At 44.5% G+C, this 19,666-nt stretch carries 20 protein-coding genes and 1 pseudogene; 7 read left to right on the top strand and 14 right to left on the bottom strand.

Annotated features, from left to right (window positions below; all coding sequences use genetic code 11):
* Positions 1-2 precede the first annotated feature (2 nt).
* The 3 genes from dnaX to recR all read left to right on the top strand — a co-directional run bounded on the left by dnaX (position 3) and on the right by recR (position 3,150).
* The gene (gene dnaX, locus R7Z10_RS18255; RefSeq protein ID WP_318105515.1) at positions 3-2,108 is read left to right on the top strand and encodes a DNA polymerase III subunit gamma/tau; all 2,106 of its coding nucleotides are present in this window, start codon (positions 3-5) and stop codon (positions 2,106-2,108) included.
* Between the two features lie 82 nt (positions 2,109-2,190).
* On the top strand, positions 2,191-2,520 hold the full coding sequence (locus R7Z10_RS18260) for a YbaB/EbfC family nucleoid-associated protein (RefSeq protein ID WP_005380618.1): 330 nt from the start codon (positions 2,191-2,193) through the stop codon (positions 2,518-2,520).
* A gap of 30 nt (positions 2,521-2,550) precedes the next feature.
* Positions 2,551-3,150: a recombination mediator RecR gene (recR, locus tag R7Z10_RS18265; RefSeq protein WP_005380619.1), complete on the top strand. Its 600-nt coding sequence runs from the start codon at positions 2,551-2,553 to the stop codon at positions 3,148-3,150.
* 51 nt (positions 3,151-3,201) lie between these two features.
* On the opposite strand, the gene aqpZ is transcribed toward recR, so the two are convergent.
* The 3 genes from aqpZ to R7Z10_RS18280 all read right to left on the bottom strand — a co-directional run bounded on the left by aqpZ (position 3,202) and on the right by R7Z10_RS18280 (position 4,766).
* Entirely contained in the window at positions 3,202-3,900 is a 699-nt protein-coding gene (gene aqpZ / locus R7Z10_RS18270; protein WP_318105518.1) for an aquaporin Z, read from the bottom strand.
* 231 nt (positions 3,901-4,131) lie between these two features.
* The gene (locus R7Z10_RS18275; protein ID WP_017820793.1) at positions 4,132-4,380 is read right to left on the bottom strand and encodes a YkgJ family cysteine cluster protein; all 249 of its coding nucleotides are present in this window, start codon (positions 4,378-4,380) and stop codon (positions 4,132-4,134) included.
* Positions 4,381-4,517: 137 nt separating this feature from the next.
* On the bottom strand, positions 4,518-4,766 hold the full coding sequence (locus tag R7Z10_RS18280; protein WP_318105520.1) for a GlsB/YeaQ/YmgE family stress response membrane protein: 249 nt from the start codon (positions 4,764-4,766) through the stop codon (positions 4,518-4,520).
* A 188-nt stretch (positions 4,767-4,954) separates the two neighbouring features.
* Between R7Z10_RS18280 and R7Z10_RS18285 the strand changes: the two genes are divergently transcribed.
* Together R7Z10_RS18285 and R7Z10_RS18290 are read left to right on the top strand one after the other, a co-directional pair.
* Positions 4,955-5,395 carry a YcgN family cysteine cluster protein gene (locus tag R7Z10_RS18285; protein ID WP_005384948.1) on the top strand — a complete coding sequence of 147 codons (441 nt, stop codon included), beginning with the start codon at positions 4,955-4,957 and terminating at the stop codon, positions 5,393-5,395.
* A 191-nt stretch (positions 5,396-5,586) separates the two neighbouring features.
* Entirely contained in the window at positions 5,587-7,266 is a 1,680-nt protein-coding gene (locus R7Z10_RS18290) for a mechanosensitive ion channel family protein (RefSeq protein WP_182039078.1), read from the top strand.
* Between the two features lie 69 nt (positions 7,267-7,335).
* Here R7Z10_RS18290 and R7Z10_RS18295 read toward each other — a convergent pair whose 3' ends face one another.
* The 10 genes and pseudogenes from R7Z10_RS18295 to gap form a co-directional block, all read right to left on the bottom strand.
* Positions 7,336-7,620: a putative quinol monooxygenase gene (locus R7Z10_RS18295; protein ID WP_213880855.1), complete on the bottom strand. Its 285-nt coding sequence runs from the start codon at positions 7,618-7,620 to the stop codon at positions 7,336-7,338.
* Between the two features lie 17 nt (positions 7,621-7,637).
* Positions 7,638-8,032, bottom strand: a pseudogene (locus R7Z10_RS18300) (VOC family protein).
* Positions 8,033-8,172: 140 nt separating this feature from the next.
* A complete protein-coding gene (locus R7Z10_RS18305) occupies positions 8,173-8,472 on the bottom strand; it encodes a ribbon-helix-helix domain-containing protein (RefSeq protein ID WP_005384938.1) in 300 nt (99 codons plus the stop codon).
* Positions 8,473-8,608: 136 nt separating this feature from the next.
* The gene (locus R7Z10_RS18310) at positions 8,609-10,186 is read right to left on the bottom strand and encodes an alkaline phosphatase (protein WP_047104402.1); all 1,578 of its coding nucleotides are present in this window, start codon (positions 10,184-10,186) and stop codon (positions 8,609-8,611) included.
* A gap of 398 nt (positions 10,187-10,584) precedes the next feature.
* Entirely contained in the window at positions 10,585-10,944 is a 360-nt protein-coding gene (locus R7Z10_RS18315; RefSeq protein ID WP_005380688.1) for a hypothetical protein, read from the bottom strand.
* 251 nt (positions 10,945-11,195) lie between these two features.
* Positions 11,196-12,143 (bottom strand): ChaN family lipoprotein, encoded by a 948-nt coding sequence (locus R7Z10_RS18320; protein ID WP_054701560.1) that lies wholly within the window; start codon positions 12,141-12,143, stop codon positions 11,196-11,198.
* 97 nt (positions 12,144-12,240) lie between these two features.
* A complete protein-coding gene (gene rlmA, locus R7Z10_RS18325; RefSeq protein ID WP_318105524.1) occupies positions 12,241-13,068 on the bottom strand; it encodes a 23S rRNA (guanine(745)-N(1))-methyltransferase in 828 nt (275 codons plus the stop codon).
* Between the two features lie 96 nt (positions 13,069-13,164).
* Entirely contained in the window at positions 13,165-15,201 is a 2,037-nt protein-coding gene (locus tag R7Z10_RS18330) for a methyl-accepting chemotaxis protein (protein ID WP_086046942.1), read from the bottom strand.
* Between the two features lie 197 nt (positions 15,202-15,398).
* Entirely contained in the window at positions 15,399-16,283 is an 885-nt protein-coding gene (locus tag R7Z10_RS18335) for a D-hexose-6-phosphate mutarotase (RefSeq protein WP_064368686.1), read from the bottom strand.
* Between the two features lie 156 nt (positions 16,284-16,439).
* Complete coding sequence (gene gap, locus R7Z10_RS18340) at positions 16,440-17,435, bottom strand: type I glyceraldehyde-3-phosphate dehydrogenase (protein ID WP_005380697.1); 996 nt, start codon at positions 17,433-17,435, stop codon at positions 16,440-16,442.
* Positions 17,436-17,772: 337 nt separating this feature from the next.
* On the opposite strand from gap, the gene msrB reads away from it, so the two are divergent.
* On the top strand, positions 17,773-18,180 hold the full coding sequence (gene msrB / locus R7Z10_RS18345; protein WP_005380698.1) for a peptide-methionine (R)-S-oxide reductase MsrB: 408 nt from the start codon (positions 17,773-17,775) through the stop codon (positions 18,178-18,180).
* Positions 18,181-18,297: 117 nt separating this feature from the next.
* Here msrB and R7Z10_RS18350 read toward each other — a convergent pair whose 3' ends face one another.
* Positions 18,298-19,119, bottom strand: a complete 822-nt coding sequence (locus R7Z10_RS18350) for a DUF2989 domain-containing protein (protein WP_017821139.1) — start codon at positions 19,117-19,119, stop codon at positions 18,298-18,300.
* Between the two features lie 101 nt (positions 19,120-19,220).
* On the opposite strand from R7Z10_RS18350, the gene R7Z10_RS18355 reads away from it, so the two are divergent.
* A complete protein-coding gene (locus R7Z10_RS18355) occupies positions 19,221-19,505 on the top strand; it encodes a YeaC family protein (RefSeq protein WP_005380700.1) in 285 nt (94 codons plus the stop codon).
* The last annotated feature ends 161 nt before the right edge of the window (positions 19,506-19,666 follow it).

Consider the following 19,666-nt stretch of genomic DNA (forward strand, 5'->3'; position numbering starts at 1 on the left):
CAATGAGTTATTTAGCTTTAGCGCGAAAATGGCGTCCTAATCAGTTTGACCAAGTTGTCGGACAAAAACATGTCCTGACGGCGTTGGAAAACGCACTGGCGCAAAACCGTTTACACCATGCTTATCTGTTCAGCGGGACTCGTGGTGTGGGTAAAACGAGTATCGGTAGGCTGTTTGCCAAAGGCTTGAACTGCGAAACCGGCATTACCGCGACACCTTGTGGTAAGTGTGATACTTGTCGTGAAATTGATGAAGGTCGCTTTGTCGATCTTCTTGAAATCGACGCGGCATCACGTACTAAAGTTGAAGACACTCGCGAACTGTTAGACAACGTTCAATACAAACCTGCTCGTGGACGTTTTAAAGTGTACCTCATCGATGAGGTGCACATGCTATCGCGTCACTCTTTCAATGCGTTGTTGAAAACCCTGGAAGAGCCGCCAGAGTATGTGAAGTTCTTACTCGCAACAACTGATCCACAAAAGCTGCCTGTCACTATATTGTCGCGTTGTCTTCAGTTTCATCTGAAACCAATCAGCGTTGATGATATTCACCAGCAACTTGACTACATTTTGGGTCAAGAGCAAGTATCGGCAGAACCAAAAGCACTGGGTATGATCTCACATGCTGCAGATGGCAGTATGCGTGATGCTCTCAGCTTGACTGATCAAGCAATTGCTTTAGGTAACGGTGCGGTGCAAGCCGATATTGTCAGCCACATGTTGGGGACGATTGATACCGACCAAGCGATTCACTTACTAGAGTCAATCAGCAGCAAGAAACCTCAACAAGCTATGGATAAAATCCAACAATTAGCGGCAAATGGTGTTGAGTGGGATGGTTTGTTGCAGCAAGTCGCAACACAGTTACACCGAATTGCGATGTATCAAGCGTTGCCCGCGTCGTTAGACCGAGCACAACCAGATGCAGAGAAAATTGAGCTGTTGAGTAAAGCTCTAAGCCCGCAAGACGTTCAGCTTTACTATCAAATTGCATTGAAAGGTCGTGAAGATTTGACCCTCTCGCCAAATGGGAGAGTCGGTTTGGAAATGATTGTGCTGCGTATGATGGCGTTCCGTCCATCAAATAACAGTGGGGCAAATGTTGTTTCTAGTAACTGCGAGCCAGCGTCATCTCCGGCTCAAAGTACCAGTCAACCAAAGGCTGCGCCAGCTCGGACAGTAGCAGCTCCTCGAGCTCAGCAGCCGAGTCCAGCACAAAGCTCACCACAAGTGGCGCCTCAACCTTCATCCAATTCACAACCTGAATATCACGCGAGTGGATATGAGACGGTTCCGCCACAGTATGATATGGCGCCGCCGATGAGCGAAAACCCTGCACCGCAGCATGAAACGCCACCTCAACAAGTGCAAGAGAGCGTTTCAATACCGGCGCGCGGTGGTCTAAGCGGTTTACGTCACCAATTACGTTCTCAGCGTCAAGGCCTACAACAGAACACTCCTCAAAATGGTGGCTCAAAAAAGCCTAAAGCGGCATCTGCACAACCAGAATCGGTTATCGACCGAGTAGCGCAATTGCATGGCAATTCCGCGCAGGTGTCGCCAAACTCAGCTCCGAAGTCGACGGAGCCACAAGTTGAGGAAGCGTATCGCTGGCGTCCAAGCAAGCCTGTTGAGACAAAAGTAAATACAAAACTGACACCTACGCAGCTCAAGCAGGCACTTGAGCATGAGAAAACGCCTGAAATGGCACAAAAGCTCATCGATGAGTCATTAGAACATAATGAATGGGCGAAGCTCATCAGCTTAATGGAGATCCCTAAGCTGGTAGAGCAACTTGCGCTAAACTCTCATTATAGTAAGGAAGGAACAACCGTTTCGTTACTATTGAGAAGCAGCCAAGCTCATTTGAATACTGATAGAGCTCAAGCCGAATTGCTCAAAGCACTTAATACCGTGTTAGGTGAAGAGTGCCACATGAGCATCGAAATAGGGGAGAGTGGAGAAACACCACTTGAACTGAGAGATAGGCTCTACCAAGAGAAATTACAGCAAGCGCTGAACAGTTTAGAAAACGATCCAAATGTTCAATTTATTGAACGTCGTTTTGCTGCAGAGCTTGATAAAGATAGTGTGCGCCCTATCTAATAATCGAATGGAATGGGGTTGAAAACCCAAAGGTATAACCCCATTAATTGATGCAACACCTCATTAAACCAGAGAGATAAACATGTTTGGTAAAGGCGGTATGGGCAACCTAATGAAGCAAGCCCAGCAAATGCAAGATCGCATGCAAAAGCTTCAAGAAGAAATCGCGAATATGGAAGTAACTGGCGAGTCTGGTGCTGGTCTAGTTAAAGTTACTATCACTGGTAGCCACAGCGTACGTCGTGTTGACATCGATGAAAGTTTGATGGAAGACGACAAAGAAATGCTTGAAGATCTGATCGCTGCGGCGTTCAATGATGCAGCCCGTCGTGTTGAAGAAACTCAAAAAGAGAAAATGGCTTCTGTAACTGGCGGTATGCAACTACCACCAGGTATGAAAATGCCATTCTAATCTGCTGATACTTAATTAAGCGGACTTTTAATGCGTACCAGTCATATGCTGGAACAATTGATGGAGGCCTTACGTTGTCTACCTGGGGTTGGCCCCAAGTCAGCGCAGCGTATGGCCTTTCATTTGTTACAGCGCGATAGAAAAGGCGGTTTGCAGCTTGCAGATGCGCTTAGTCAGGCAATGACAGAAATAGGTCATTGTACTGAGTGTCGAACCTTCACCGAAGAAGAAGTCTGTCACATTTGTACCAACCCAAAACGCCAAGAAAATGGTCAAATTTGTGTGGTAGAAAGCCCGGCAGACATCGCAGCCGTTGAAGCAACAGGCCAATATTCTGGTCGGTATTTTGTTCTTATGGGGCATTTGTCGCCATTAGATGGTATTGGTCCAAGTGATATTGGATTGGATGTCCTTGATTACCGCTTACGTCGCGGTGATATTACCGAAGTGATTTTGGCGACAAACCCAACAGTTGAAGGTGAAGCCACTGCCCACTACATCGCAGAGCTATGTAAAGAGCACCAAGTTGATGCCAGCCGCATCGCGCATGGTGTGCCTGTCGGTGGGGAGCTAGAGCTTGTTGATGGCACGACGTTGTCACATTCGCTATTAGGTCGACACAGAATTTAATAAAAAGCCGCTGAACTCAGCGGCTTTTTTGATCTTGGGAGTTGGGAACGATTAATCGTTCGATTCTTCACCAAGAAGGTTTTTGTAGATAACCGCACCAAGCACGCCACCCACAATAGGCGCAACCCAGAACAGCCATAGCTGAGAAACCGCCCAGTCACCCACATATACTGCGACTGCCGTGCTACGAGCAGGGTTTACTGACGTATTGGTGACAGGAATGCTGATCAGGTGAATGAGAGTCAAACACAGGCCAATTGCGATAGGTGCAAAGCCTTGTGGCGCACGTTTGTCTGTTGCACCCATAATGACAATCAGGAACATCATCGTCATGGCAACTTCAGTCACAAGTGCAGCGATCATCGAGTATTGGCCTGGAGAGTGTTCCCCATAACCATTGGCGGCAAAGCCAGAACCCACAACATCGAATCCTGCTTGTCCAGATGCAATAACGTAAAGCACGCCACCTGCGATAAGCCCGCCGATCACCTGTGAGATGATGTAGGGAGCAACGTCTTTTGTCTCAAAACGACCGCCAGTCCAAAGGCCAACTGTCACTGCAGGGTTCAAGTGACAACCTGAAATATGACCGATAGCAAATGCCATCGTCAGAACGGTTAAACCGAATGCCAAAGAAACGCCCAACAGACCAATACCCACTTCAGGGAAACCCGCAGCCAACACCGCGCTACCACAGCCGCCCAACACTAGCCAGAACGTGCCAAAAGCCTCAGCCAAATACTTATTCATGTTCTTTCCTGATCTTTAATTAAATGACCCGCTGAACATAGTCGAGAATTGTCAATAAATTGTGAGGGAGATCGCGCAAAAACCGCAAATGGAACGCTATGTGGCAAGAGTTCTCAAGGGTGAGATAAAAAGCAGAGGGGGGGGAAGTGCTAAATCTTGAGTTTGCTTTGATTACTGCCTCGGAGAGAAACAACCGAGGTACTAACTTTAAACGTGTGGTCTAGAGTCGCATTACGTCAATTGTTCTAATTCAGTGATGTTGTCGAGTGCTTCTTGATTGGTGTTGCCGCATACAATCGGACACGGTTTAAAATCGTGACAGACTTTGGGGCGTTCAGGCTTACCAAATAGCTTGCACAAATTGTCGTCGTTGAGTTGCACACAACGAACACCTGCAGGTTTGCCCTTGGGCATTCCAGGTATTGGTGAAGAGATACTTGGCGCAATACAACACGCTCCACATCCTAATCGACAATCCATAATGTAAACCTCTTAAAAATTAAGGGGGCAATTATGGTCATTTTGACGTGGATTGGAAGAGTGAAGAAAGAAAAAAATAAAAGGGTGCGCTTAACATTACGCTCCCTTTTTGGTTTTTTGCTTTTAAATCATCGTGATTATTTTAAGAAACGGTTATAAACAAACAACAGAATAAATGCGCCTAGTGTTGCGGTAATGATACTACCAATGTTGACGCCAGTTGCTTCGCCGAAACCGAGAATGCCGCCAAGGAAGCCACCTACAAATGCCCCTGCAATACCAAGTAACATTGTTGCAATCCAACCGCCCCCATCTTTTCCTGGCATGAGCCATTTAGCAAGTGCGCCGGCGATTAAGCCCAAAATAATCCAAGAAATAATACCCATGAAAACTCCTTAATGCCTTCTTGATAAATTGAGTAATGGAAACTTGTTTAAGGATAGAACAGTAAAACGAAAGTAGTTGAATATCTCCACCGTTATGTGGGAAGGATGCAAGATCTTCTCAAAACTTGAACTTTTGCGTTGAGAAGAGTATAAATCGCCCCCTAAATTCCCTTGGTGAGACTTGAAGTATGAGCACTCCATTTTGGCAAAGTAAATCGTTAGAGCAGATGACAGAAGAGGAATGGGAATCTCTCTGTGATGGTTGTGGCAAATGTTGTTTGCATAAGCTTATGGATGAAGATACCGATGAAATCTACTATACCAATGTGGCTTGTAGCTGGCTGAACAGTAAAACGTGTTCGTGTAAGGATTACCCAAACCGTTTCACTTCGGGTGAAGAGTGCACCAAGCTGACCCGAGAAGACATTGACGATTTTACTTGGCTGCCACACACGTGCGCTTACCGTCTGTTGGCTGAAAAGCAGCCTTTACCAGAATGGCATCCGCTGATTACAGGCTCTAAGTCCGCAATGCATGCGGCAGGGGAAAGTGTCCGTAACAAAGTCGTTTACGAGATTGATGTGGTGGATTGGGAAGACCATATTTTAAATCATCCCAACCGTCCTTAGTCGAATACAAACAAGCCTTTCATTGATTAAATGAAAGGCTTGTTTGCTATTGGGGCTCCCAACTTTGACATCTCGCTAACGAAATGCTGCTCAGTTTATTATTTAGTGTTGTAAACTTAGGAGTATGATTTCAACGCTTTACACTTCTATTCCTGATTGTTTTGATCAGGATTGTTTCCTATGAGGTAAACATGACGTTTCATTTCCCCCAGAAACTGCGCCTGACATCTTGGGTGACATTATTCGCACTTGCCGTCATTATGCTCTCCCCAATGGCTGTTCATGCGACTGCTACTGACGATATCCAAGAGCCTTCTGCAGCCGAAATCTCGATTGACAACTTGAACCGAGAGATTGTGGATTTATCCCAAAGCCTCTCGCAAGCGAGTGGCGACGAGCGTGATGCCCTTCAACTGCAACTATTCCAAAAGAATGAAGAATTAAGAAGCCAGTTAGCGTCAGCGATTGAACGTGAAACTATCTCTCGCGACAAGCTGATCTTGCTAGTTAAAAAACAAGAACAATACTCTGAGGACGCAACGAACTATCTATCGGAAAAAATAAAGAAAGTCGTCGAGGATTTAAATAAGGCTAAGGATGAAGAGAAGCTTGCTCTTGTTAATGATTATCGAGAGCTACAGCGTTATCTTGATGTTAGCTTCGATTCGAGCTGGCAAAATCTCGCTTGGTTGAAGGAGCTAGGGGCCCAAAACGAGCGTGCAGAAGCGGAACTAAAAGATAAAATTGATAAACGTATGCGCTTACTGTCTGCTTCTATTGAGTACTTGAGTCAGCAAAGTGAGATCATTGGCTCCCAACTTTCGTCTAGCCCAGAGTCGGAAAAAGCGTCGTTGCAACTTAGTCAGCTCATTACTAAACAAAGGCTAAATATTGCGACAGAAAGCTTACGCAACCTGATTTCAATTGGTGATAAAGTCGGTTTAGAAACGTCTGAATACAAACGCCAAATTTTTGAAGTGACGGGTAATATCACCCATGATTTACTAAATACCAAAGTTGTGTGGTCAATATTGAGTCACTGGTCCAACTCGGCACTGGATTGGTTTGCCGAGAATGCACCGCAGCATATCTTCCAGTTGTTTGTTTTTGCGCTGATTTTATTGATCGCTCGCGGACTGGCTAAGTTAACGCGCAAAGTCGTCCGTAAAGCAGTTGCATCGAAAAACTTAAAACTTTCCCACTTGATGCAGGACTTCTTTATCTCGATGTCCGGCAAATTCGTGTGGGTGATCGGTATCATGGTGGGCTTATCTCAGCTTGGTTTGAACCTAGCGCCAATCCTAACCGGTTTCGGTATTGCTGGTGTGATTATTGGTTTCGCGTTGCAAGACACGTTATCCAACTTCGCGGCGGGTATGATGCTGCTTATTTATCGCCCATTTGATGTTGGTGATTTTGTGTATGCTGGCGGTGTGGATGGCAAGGTAAGCCATATGAGTTTGGTGAACACCACAATCCGTACGTTTGATAACCAAATTATTATTGTTCCTAACAGCAAAATCTGGGGAGATGTTATTAAGAACGTCACGCATGAACGCATTCGCCGCGTGGATATGGTGTTTGGCATTGGCTATGCGGATGACCTCTTAAAAGCGGAGTCAGTATTGTCTGATATCATTACCTCTCACCCTTCGGTACTTCGCACTCCAGAGCCAATGATCAAAGTTCATACATTAAATACGTCTTCTGTAGATTTTATTGTGCGTCCTTGGGTAAAAACGGATGATTACTGGGATGTATACTGGGATGTGACAAAAGAAGTGAAACTACGCTTCGACCGAGAAGGTATTTCGATTCCTTTCCCACAACAAGATGTGCATTTGCATATGGTGGAGAAGCAAGACGCTTAATCACAGGTCCTAACAAGTGAAAGGCACTCTAGGTAGAGTGCCTTTTTTGATCTTCGGTTAGCGTTATTGTTACAGTTCGTCGAAGAACACCAGTTTCGGCTCGCATTCTAACAAGTTGTCGATCTGGCTAATCAAAAGAGCAAAGTGTTCTGTTTTACCATGAAGCTCAAATGCTTGTTGGTCTTTAAATTGCTCCTGAAAAACGAAGTGGCATGCATTGTCTTTATCTTGGAACAATTGATAACGAACGCAACCTTCTTCATTGCGAGTAGGTTCAAGCGCTTGGGTAAGTACCTCTTTCAACTCTTGTTCTTTTCCCGGTTGTGCATGAAAGGTAGCCGTCAAGTGCATCATAATGTTTACTCTTTTTGTTATAGGTAACGCCCTTGGCGTTGCAGGAACTCAATTTTGTAACCATCAGGGTCGGTTACAAAAAAGAACGTTGCTAAATGCTTTTGTTGATGGTCAAAGGCTTTGATGTCACCAGTTTCAATGCCGAGAGATTTAATGCGTTTGTGGGCTTGTTCAATGTCCTCCACGCTGACGGCAAGGTGCCGTAGCCTGAGCCGTGAGTGTAGGGCTCACTTTGGTCGTGATTGTGCGTCAGTTCCAATTCAAAGCCTGTTTCTTGGTTGGCTAGATAGGTTAGAGAAAAGCCATCAAAGATGTATTGATCAGCGACTTCTAGTTCAAGTACGTCACAGTAAAATTGTAGAGAGCGGTCCAGATCACTTACTCGGATCATGGTGTGAATCATTTTTGTCATGGGTACTCCTTGATAGTCCGCATAGGTTAGCGATTTCAAAAGGAGTCTGGGTAGTACTCTAGTACGACAAATTAGAAGATGCTCAAGGGGTTATAATACGGATACATAGCTTAGGATGGTTATTGGTCGGTTGGTTGCTATTAACTGTTAAGTTGCGCAAGTGCTTGACGAGTGGTCTCTTGAGGTTGGCGAGCGTACGTGAGGCAGGCGCATCTGAGTAAGGAGGCAAAGTTGTTCACTTCACCATTGTATTCGAGTGCTTCTTGATAAACAGTGCTTATGAATTTAGGAACCGTCATGTTTTGAGCACTAGCGATTTCCTCAAGAATTGTCCAAAAGCTCGCTTCAAGTTTTACACTGGTCGCGTGACCATCAATACGGATAGAGCGGGTGATGAACTGATAGTTGTCTTGGGGTTGCTTAGCAAAGATTTCGCACATTTTCTTTATTCATATAATTAAAGACCCATAATTATTGTGGTGTACGATTTAAAACGTCAACTGTTTTCATGCATAAAAAAACGCTCCCTTGCGAGAGCGTTGAAACATCACGAGTTGTGAAGTAAGTGCAAGTTGATTATTTAATTTGTTGCTTCAAGTACTCGCCTAGTTGCGAGTGGTGCATGATTTTTGATACTGGAAGGATAGTTTCTGCAGGTCCCCAAGCAAATACGTTGACAGGAGTATGCGTATGAGTACCCGTCCCCCATACTGTGTTTTGCTTTGTTGCATGCTCACGCGCTAGCAAGTTGCCACGGTCGTTGTAAGGAAAGAAAGCATCAAAGTCATTGATTGTCGGAACGTTCTCTTCGCTTAAGTATTTGTGTCCAGCGAGTCGGTATGGATTTGGTTTACTTGCTAATACGCGTTCTGCTTGCTCAGGCGTAATCGAAAAATCGCTATTTGCGTTCACGACTTCCGCAAACTTCTCTGGAGTTTGCTCTTTCTTATCAAGCGCTTGGAATTCACTGATCATGCCGTAGTAACTTTTCTTTTGGTTGTATAAGCCATCGAGGATCTCGAACTGACCAAAGTTGAAGTTTGGCGCGTAATCCTGATTTTTGAATGCTTCGCCGTCGCGTTTTTGTGGTTTAGGCAAGTTTGCTGATGAGTAGCTAAAGCCAAAAGAGCCGGTTTCGTGGTCTGCAGTAACAATGATCAGGGTGTCATCACGGCCTTTTGCCCACTCATAAACTGAGTTTACCGCTTCATCGAATTTAAGCATTTCATGCAGCATCGTACCTGCATCGTTACTGTGGCCAGCCCAGTCAATTTGGCCGCCTTCAACCATCAAGAAAAAACCGTCTTTGTCTTTTGAAAGAATGTCGATTGCTTTGGTGGTCATTTCTTTCAGCGATGGCTGCGTGCGTTTTGGATCGTTTTTGCTTTGACTGTAGGCAATACCATCGTTCATGCCCGAGTAAGCAAAAAGTCCAAGTAATTTGTCACCTTTAGCTTGTGTGAGCATATCGCGGCTGAAAGCTAAGCTATAGCCTTGGTCTTGCGCTTCGGCAAGCAAGTTGCGTTCGTCTTTGCGTTTCGATTTTAGGTAGACATTACCTTGAGTGAGCTTTTCAAGTTGCTCGTATGTCTCTCCCTTGTCGTTTGTCGACTTTGGAATCCAATGACGAAGTCCCCCAGACATCATCACGTCTACGCCAGTTTCGAGCATATCCGCCGCAATACTGTTTTCTAGTGAACGATGTGGTTGATGAGCGGCAAATGCTGCTGGCGTTGCGTGGGTCATGCGTGTATCAGAGACGAGCCCTGTTGCCTTACCTTTACTTTTGGCTTTTTCCAAAATAGTTTCGACATGGTTGCCTTGGCTATCAATGCCAATGACTTCAGAAGCGGTAGGGATTCCTGTCGCTAGCATCGTAGCTGAGCACGCAGAGTCGACGACAATTGCGTCTTCTGGATTGGTCAGTGATGATCCAATCACACCTTCTTGAGCGAGTTTGTATAATGCTGTGCTTTCGCCTTTGTAAACCGAGTTAGGTGCGTGTTTTGCGTAGGTCTCGAGTAAACCTACTTGTTGAGGACCCATGCCGTCGCCGATCATCAAAATGACGTTTTTGATTTCAGCTGAGAGTGCGTTGAAAGAGAGGGTAGATGCAGCCACTGCCGTAACGATTGGAGATACTAAGCGCTTCATTATATTTTCCTTGTTTATTGAAAGCGCAGGCATTAAAGCAATGATTTATGAAAGTTTTGTTTCGGTAATAAAAGTTTAACCAAATTGTCGTTTTTGTTTGGTTTTGCAGAAAAAATGAGTCGCTCTCTAACGTTCGTTAGTTTGGAAAGAAGAAAGCCCACAAACGTGGGCTTGGATTACGCTTAGGAGTTGAAAGCATGGACTAAAGTTATCCATTCAGTGCCTTCACAAGAAACCTAGTTTAGGGAGCAATAAACGAGCATGTATTATCGGGCCACAAGAGCGGTCGAATTCACTTACGTTTGCATCATATCGTTCTTTGGCTTATTAAATTATGGGCTGCAGTAAGTGTTTGGTTCAAATAGGATTTGTTGTCGTGACGATTATCAGACTGGTTATCAGACTAATGCCAATATGATGCCACCAACGGTAAGTGCCGCAGACAGGTATTGACCCGCAGAATATGAGCCATCCTCTTCTTTCTCGATTTTATCAGGGTGATCCATGCCAAGCGCACCATGCGTGAAAGATTCGACCTTTTCACCAACAGATTTATCTTCTGCTTCTATTTTCTTGCTGTCGTGCTCGATTTGTTGCAGAGCGGCAAGTAGCGCTTTGCCTTCGGTCGAAAGCGTCACCTTATTGTGTTCGACTTTCAGCGGCGAAGCACTAGTTTCTTCTTGTGCAATACTTGCTTGTTTAGAGGCGACAGATTGTTTGGCATAGCTATTAACAGAAGTGCTTCCTACTGGATTCATCGAATACTCCTTGGAACATCGACACTCGGTCACTGAGTGCGGGTAAAAAGCAGTTATATTTTTATCGGCGGCAAAGTTTATTTCTGAAGCTATTTGGATAAAAACAGGTCTGCTTTTGCCGCTTCTAGTTTCTATTGGTGATCTTTAGCAAAAAATAGACCAGCAGGAAGCAGACCGTTGTCACTCTATGAACTCGGAGCGGTGTGATGATGCAACGCAACGACAAGGTAGTAACTTAAATTGAAGACCAGCTACTTACATTGAAGATCGTTATTGCGTTTAGTTAGATGTTGATATGCCGCCATGCGGTGAGCATCTTGTACATACCGTACTGGTGGTGCGAGAACCTCTAACTGATAGTCTGTATTATCAGAAAGCACGTTATCTGTTGGGCTAATTACAACCACTTTTAAGCTCGGGTTGCGGCTTAAGATTGATGCTGCCGTACCCAACCCTTGCTCGGTGTGAAACTTGCCCGCAACATGGACAATCTGAGCGCCTGGGTTGTCGTCTAGATAGCTAACGATAGATTCCGCCATAGTTTCATCCCAAGTAACTTGAGCTGCAAACTGTTTTTCCGTCTGCTCTGGCTTACCGTGATGCATGGATGCCATGAACTTTTCTTTGTACGGACTACTACCAGTGTTGATGGCTTGTGCAATGAACATCCGCTGATCATCATCGAGCTTGTTAATGTAATCTAGCCCTTGTCGACCAATGCATCGGACAATGCTCTTTGGTGCATTTGCTGCAATGACCGGGAGATTTTTCTGCTTAGCAAACTCCACGAGAGGGCGATAGTCGCTTTCATAATTGGGCCAAGCGTTGGCTTGTTTCATTAAGTACTGTTCGCCGATCTCCCCACGTAGGTAAGCGTCAACAACAGGTTGTTTGTCGCGGGTAAATTGTTCCATAGATAACGCGAGTGAGCGGTCGTAGGACGTAAGTTGTTTGAGCATATCGGTTTGAAAGCGATGAACGCCGGCGTGTGTGTGCCATTCACCAATAAGAATGACATCTGCTTGTTGCAGCTCAATTGGCAGTTTGCTTAGAGCGATGTGCTCGCCAGAAGGGGTGTATAGTTGATAGTCGTAAAAACTAGTGACTTCCGCTGAGGTTGCGTGAGAGTTGGTGTGCGTATATGAAGAGCAACCAGTAAGTAAGCCTGCAAAGAGCAAGCTCAAAGTAGAAAAGCGCATTGAAAAGCCTCCAAAAATGTCCGGATGATATTAATGGAGGCTGAGCAATGAATCAATATAAATGATAACTATTTGCGTTTGTTGTTTTTTTGACTTATTAATTGAGTGTTTTTTTGCGATATACACGCAAAATAAAATCAGCCTCACATTGGAAAAGTGTAGCGGATTTCAACTCTTCACGAAGAGCATCGGTTGCTTTCCATGCGAATGGCGTCATTTGCAATAAATCGATTGCGGCTCCGTTTTTCAAGTCCATAACATAGTTAAGATGCTGCTGGTGCTCTAATTCAAACCCTTCAATATGTTCTGGTTCTTCATTGTGAAGACGAACTTCTTGATAAATGCGCTCACGCAGTTGGTATAAGTGGCGGCTAGCAGGAGTAACCGTTACAACAACGCCGTCGTTTTTTACAACGCGCTGCAGCTCCTCAGCTTTACACGGGGCATAAATGCGCAAAATGGCATCTAAGGATTCATTTGCGAAGGGAAGTCGGTGACTAGAAGCCACACTAAAGTTGCAGTGCGTGTAACGCTTCGCCGCGTAACGAATGGCAACTTTGGAAATGTCTAAGCCATAAATCGTGGCATGGTTCGCTTGTGTTTCTATCGTCCTTTGTACTTGATCTGTGTAGTAACCTTCACCACAACCAATATCTAATAATTGATGAGTGCTCCCCTCAGTGTATGTTGCACACAGCTGCGCCACTTCTTGGCGCATTGGGTTGTAGTAATCTCCTTCAAGGAATCGACGACGAGCTTGCATCATCTCTTTATTGTCACCAGGATCTTTAGAACGTTTGTGGTGCGCTGGCATCAAGTTAACGTAGCCTTCTTTTGCTAAGTCAAACTGATGATTGTTTTCGCACTTAAACGTTTTTTCATTTAACGCTAGAGCTTGGTGGCATAGAGGGCATTGATAGTTCATGACGATCTCGAACAGAAAGTAGGGCGGCAAATTCTATCAAAAAGCATGGTCTCAAGTGAAACAAAAAGAGCCGACTGGGTCGGCTCTTATTAAGTATTAGTGGAAGAAGTCGACTTGCTCTTTCAAGTTTCGTGCTTGTTGTTGAAGTTCAATGGCACTTTGCGAGGTTTTTGCGCTCGTGTTGCGGCTTTCTCGGTTAAGTTCACTGATAGAATGGGCATTTGCTGCAATTTCTTGTGAAACTTGAGCTTGTTCTTCTGAAGTCGCTGCAATGGCGTCGGCTTGAGAGGCTATCGACTGCACTTGTACTGCGATGGCTTCTAATGCTGTGCCCGCGTCTTGTGCTTTGTCCAAGACCTGGTTTGCACTGCGTTGGCTGTCTGTCATCATATTAACTGCATTATGAGTCGACCCTTTTAGTTTCTCGATAATTTCCACGACATCTTGAACTGAGCTTTGGGTTCGGTGCGCAAGTGTGCGCACTTCATCTGCTACAACTGCGAAGCCACGGCCTTGTTCACCTGCTCGAGCAGCTTCAATAGCGGCATTCAAGGCAAGTAAATTGGTTTGCTCAGCAATTTCATCAATCATTTTAGTGACGGTTTGAATACTCTCGCTATCGCGATTTACTTGCTCGATAGCCGTTGCTGATTGATCCAATTGATCGTTAAGTTGAGCAACGTCGATACATACGCCTTCAACAATCGCGAGACCAGATTGACTATCAGTATTTGCTGAGCGTACGTTTTCCGCAATGCTTTCGACTTGTTGTGCGACAGATTGAGCGGAAGAGGCCATTTCTTCAATCGCTGTCACAACTTGCTCGACTTCTTGTTGTTGTCGGTCGGCTTGGGTCAAATTGCTATGTGCATCGTTGGCAACGCTGGTGGAGTTGCTCTCCACTAAGTCGCTTGTTGAACGGATCTTACCAACGAGTTCATTGAGCTGACTTGCCATACTGGCGACACCCGAGCTCAGGTTCGTAATTTCATTCTTTGATGCTTTACGAGACGCTGGAATGTTCAAGCTGACTTCGCCGCCCGCTAAGCGAGTCATGTATGAGTTTAGAGTCGTGAGAGGTTGTAAGCTGCGATTCAAGAAAAGCGTCAGTACAACAAAAGTAATGATTGCCGCTACCGAAGAAATGATGGCAATGAGTGTGAGAAGCGTGTCGCTACCTTTTGTAACTTCTTTGATAAACGTACCGCCTAGCAGTTTCCAATTCCAACCTGGAACCTCTGTGTAGACAAGATACTTTTCGCCTACGTTACCTTGGTACTCGAAAGGGTAGCGAATTAATCCACTAGATTGTTCGAAAATCTGACCAAAAGGCTTGTGACCATTGTAGTCGGCGACTTCTAGTATTGACGAATCTGAGCCGCTTTTTGCTGGATGAAGTAGGTATTTACCAAGATTGTTGTCGTCGTTATCAACGATAATGGTGTAACCAGTGTCGCCCCATTTTATCTCTTCGAGTGCATCGAATAAGGTTTGTGTCGCTTGGTCTACTGGTAAGCCAATAAACGATAGGCCTGCTACCTTTCCTGTCGCATCTTTGATTGGGGCATAGTAGGTAATGTAGCGCTCGCCATACAATTTAATTTGAGCGTAATACGGTTGTCCTGCTTTAAGTTGCTGATAACCAGGATGGTTGATGCCTAGCGTGGTTCCGACCGCTCGCTGACCTTGTGGATCTTTTAGGGAGGTGGACACCCGAATAAAGTCGTCACCCAATGGTGCGAATAGCGTTGCTATAGCGCCGGTATCACGTGTGAAACTGTCGACCAACTTGGTGTCATTAATTAAGCTTTCACTGTATTGAGTGATGTTTGGTACTTCATGTCCCATGAAGTCAACCGTGTAATTTTCGACATAGACACCGGCAAGGTAGCCATTGCGAAAAGTAGATTCGAGGACTTTAGCGGTGTGCAGGTAAGCATCGAATTGGCCAGCAATGGTTTTTGCCATTGATTCTACTTTAGATTGGTGTTCTTTCAGTGTGCTTTCCAATAGAACATCGGAAGCGTTGCGGTAAACAAGCGCTGCAATACTGCTGAAAGCAATGAATAGACACAAAGTGATCACCAGTTTCAACTGGAATCCGACACTTTGATTTCGGTATCTCTCTAACATAGACTAATTCCTGATATTTTTATTATTTATGAGTTTTGTATCGGTATGCTATCGGTTTATATGATCAATTTTTTTGATATTTATTAATGAAACCGTCAAAAGTGACCAGTAACCAATAAGTTAGTAAAGATAGGACCATCTAAGCAGAGCTTTTATTACAAAAAAAGCCGGGTATCCCGGCCTTTATATGGTGATTCTTACTGCGCTGAAATGACAGTGACAAGTTCATGTGTCTCACCTGGTTGGAGGGTTTGACCTTGCTCAATACTTGGTGCATGAACAGTAGACTCCACACACAACATGGTTTGATAACCATCGTCAGCCATGTCACCCATGCTTTGCGCACCTTCTGCCCAAGGGTTCCATAATACTGCTGAGTTGTGGCCTTGGTTGTGTACGCTTAGCGTACGATCCAATACCGGGTCTTTTACCAAAATTTTCGCTTCTGGTTGCGTGTAAACGCGGTCAATGGTGTCAGTTAGTTGTAGAACATTACCACCTTGGCATACCGCATCAGCTTTCAAGCTATCAATGTACTCGGCACCCATGCCTGTCGTTTGTGCTTGCTTAATGTCTCCAACGTTTAGGTAAGTATGTAATGCGCCAGAGAAGGTCCAAGCCTCGTCATCAATGTTCATGACTTTGAGCGTCACTTTTAGCTCATCGCCCACTTCAATCACCAAACGAGCGTCAAACATATGGGGCCAAATATCGTGGATTTCTTCTGTCGGGAACAGAGCAAGTTCAACAATCACACCGTTATGGTTCTCACGATGTTCAACCAACTCCCATTCTGCGGTGCGGGCAAAGCCGTGAGCTGGAGCAGCAATACGCCCAAACCAAGGCCAACAAACCGGAATACCACCGCGAAGAGCAGCTTTACCATCGAAGACAGCTTTTTCGCTCATCCAGATCAGATCTTCTTGACCTTCAGGCGTGAACGACACGACATGACCACCGTGTAGCGAGATGCCTGCCGTTGCTTTGTCATGAATCACGCGGACGATTTTTATCTGATCAACTTCAACGATAGTGACGTTATCAGATAGCACCGTTAGGGCTGGGAGAGTTTTTAAATCCATGTGTAGTTTCCTATCGCTGGGGGAGAGCTTTTAGACGCGCTTCGCACATTAAATGCAACATCGAGCCTGCATTCTCTCAAATTCCAGATACAAAAAAGGCGACTCTAGAGCCGCCTTTTCTTTAACGAAGTTATTCGCTAATTGCTAACTTTCTAATTACTTAGAGATGTGAGCGATTAGGTCTAGAACTTTGTTTGAGTAACCGATTTCGTTGTCGTACCAAGATACAACTTTAACGAATTTGTCAGTTAGCGCGATACCAGCTTTAGCATCGAATACTGAAGTGCAAACTTCGCCGATGAAGTCTTGAGATACAACTGCATCTTCAGTGTAGCCTAGAACGCCTTTTAGTTCGCCTTCAGAAGCTTCTTTCATCGCTTTACAGATGTCTTCGTAAGAAGCACCGTTAACTAGGTTAACAGTTAGGTCAACTACAGAAACGTTAGCAGTTGGTACACGGAAAGCCATACCAGTTAGTTTGCCGTTTACTTCTGGAAGTACAACGCCTACAGCTTTAGCAGCACCAGTTGAAGATGGGATGATGTTTTGAGAAGCACCACGACCACCGCGCCAGTCTTTAGCAGAAGGACCATCTACAGTTTTTTGAGTTGCTGTAGTTGCGTGAACTGTAGTCATAAGACCAGATTCGATACCGAACTTGTCGTTAAGAACTTTAGCGATAGGCGCTAGACAGTTAGTAGTACAAGAAGCGTTAGAAACGATGTCTTGACCAGCGTAAGTGTCGAAGTTTACGCCGTTAACGAACATTGGAGTAGCGTCTTTAGAAGGACCAGTTAGTACAACTTTTTTCGCGCCAGCAGTGATGTGCTTACGTGCAGTCTCGTCAGTTAGGAAAAGACCAGTTGCTTCAGCTACAACGTCAACACCGATTTCGTCCCATTTTAGGTCTTCAGGGTTGCGCTCTGCAGTAACACGTACAGTTTTACCGTTAACGATTAGGTTACCGCCTTCAACTTCAACAGTACCGTTGAAACGGCCGTGAGTTGAGTCATACTTAAGCATGTATGCCATGTAATCTACATCGATAAGGTCGTTAATACCTACTACTTCGATGTCGTTGCGCTCTTGCGCTGCACGGAATACGAAACGACCGATACGGCCAAAACCGTTAATACCTACTTTGATAGTCATTATAGTTGCTCCACAACTTAATTTCTGATTAAAGATAACTGGTAGTAAAATTACAGAATCCAGTAAACATCTGCAAGTGATAATCGGACTTAACTTGTTTAAAGTCAAAAAAAAGCGACGCTTTTTTTAACAATTCTTTGCAAATGTACGTTTTTTAAACTTTTAACTGATTCTTCTGTAGCCCAGTTGGCGTAATATAACTGGTGAGATAAGTGCTCTTATCAAATTAATTACGCATGGTGTCCTGGTGAGAAAGTATGTGCTACAACTGTTAAGAGAAGCAAGTTTTTTGCTAAAAAAGTCAATACCAAGAACAGTAAATAAGGAGCCGAAAGTCGTGGAACAAAGCGGGAAAAAAGTGACGAAGTCAGATGAACAGTGGCGTGAGCAACTGTCTGATGAAGAGTTCCGTGTTTGCCGAGAGCAAGGTACAGAGCCTCCTTTCAGCGGTAAGCTACTGCATAATAAGGAAACTGGTGTTTATGCTTGTACTTGTTGTAATGCCCCTCTCTTTGTCTCTGATAACAAGTATGACTCTGGCTGCGGATGGCCAAGTTTTGATGCGCCTATCAACGATCAAGCGGTGCGTTATTTAGAAGATCTAAGTCACGGAATGGTACGTACAGAGATTCGTTGTGCAACGTGTGATAGCCATCTAGGGCACGTTTTTGAAGATGGCCCACAGACCACAGGAGAGCGTTTTTGTGTTAATTCTGTGTCGTTAATTTTCAACAAATCAGAATAATAACGACAAAATTGTGCTCGAGATTGTTTTATCCTTTCAGGATGATTCAAGCTCAACAGTGATCTGAGTGTCGCTCGACTTAAATAAAAACTCCCGCTCATTGCGGGAGTTTTTCGTTTATATCTCACTGGGTATCATTGCTGGGGAATAGATACCTTTCTCTATGGCTTTCGCCACCGATTCGGCTAATTCATCCAACTGCTTATATCGCTCTGGATGACTGAAATTGAACATACGTTGGAGCTGCTTTTCATCAGCAAGCGGTACGTCGAATCTTTTCGCGACCATTGCCCATAGATACGCTTGCTCTTTGTCTCCAAGCCCCTGATGAATACTTGCCATTGACTTGAGAATGACCGGATTGATGTTGTCTTCATCAGATAAAGACAACGCGTTATTAAGAAGCTCCAGGGTTTTCTTGGTATCTCGGTTGGTATAAAAAGTGGCTAATGCATATTGCATCTCAGCATTATTTAATTGGGGAGACCCTTCCATTTGTAAAAATGCGCGCCGAGCTTGAGTATCTCCCGTTTGAGACCATAAGAAATACAAAGTAGCCGGGTCTTCTGAGCCTTTTAACTCGTTTACGATGCGCTCTAGCTCATCAATACTGTGTACCAATGCATTAAAGCGTTGTCTTTTGAGAGCACTTTGATCAATAGGGGTGATCTGGGAGGCGAGTTCTAAGCATTTCCTATATTCAGCGACCAGACCGTATTCGATGATTTGGTTGGCCTCTGATGGGTTTTTCAATTGCTCAAACCGATGCCAAACCAAATTTGTTCTTGGAATTCGACATTGGCCGTCATCCATATTGAGCTGCTCGCAACGCAGCTCTGGTGTTTTTTGGCACAACTCTTCGGTTGTCACGTTACCTTCAAAACAGCCCGATAGCGCAAAACATGCGAGGCTGAGAAGTAACCAGTTTGTTCTTTTCATGGCTTTGCTTGTGATCCGTTACACCAATTCATTTTCGTATTCTTGACTCAGTTTCTTAACCCGTTATGTTCTGTAAATAGAATGTAATAAGAAGGTACACTATGGACGCAGAACAACTATTACAAGCGATGACTCCAGAAGTTTATGATCGCTTAGTGTATGCAGTAGAAACGGGAAGATGGCCTGAGGGTACAACACTTTCTAAAGAGCAGCGAGATTCGTGTATGCAAGCTGTGATGTTGTATCAATCAAAACATAATACTGATGCGCAGCATATGACGGTTGCAGCCGGTGGTGAAATCAGTTTTAAATCAAAACAAGAGCTTAAAAAACAATTCAGCGGAGAAGAGAGCGATATTGTTCGTGTCAATCCGAACATTGATTAATCCTTACGCCTTATTTCTCAAAATTTTATTATTTTGATTTTGAAAGAAAAAAGCCCAAATTGTATTGGGCTTTTTAGATCGTAGATGTGCCGTCCTAAATAAGGTTGACACTTTCCACCCCAAAATTGGAGAGTGTTATGAAATCAACAACTAAAAGAACT

It is taken from the genome of Vibrio sp. Vb1018 (assembly GCF_033338775.1).
GTDB lineage: Bacteria > Pseudomonadota > Gammaproteobacteria > Enterobacterales > Vibrionaceae > Vibrio > Vibrio alginolyticus.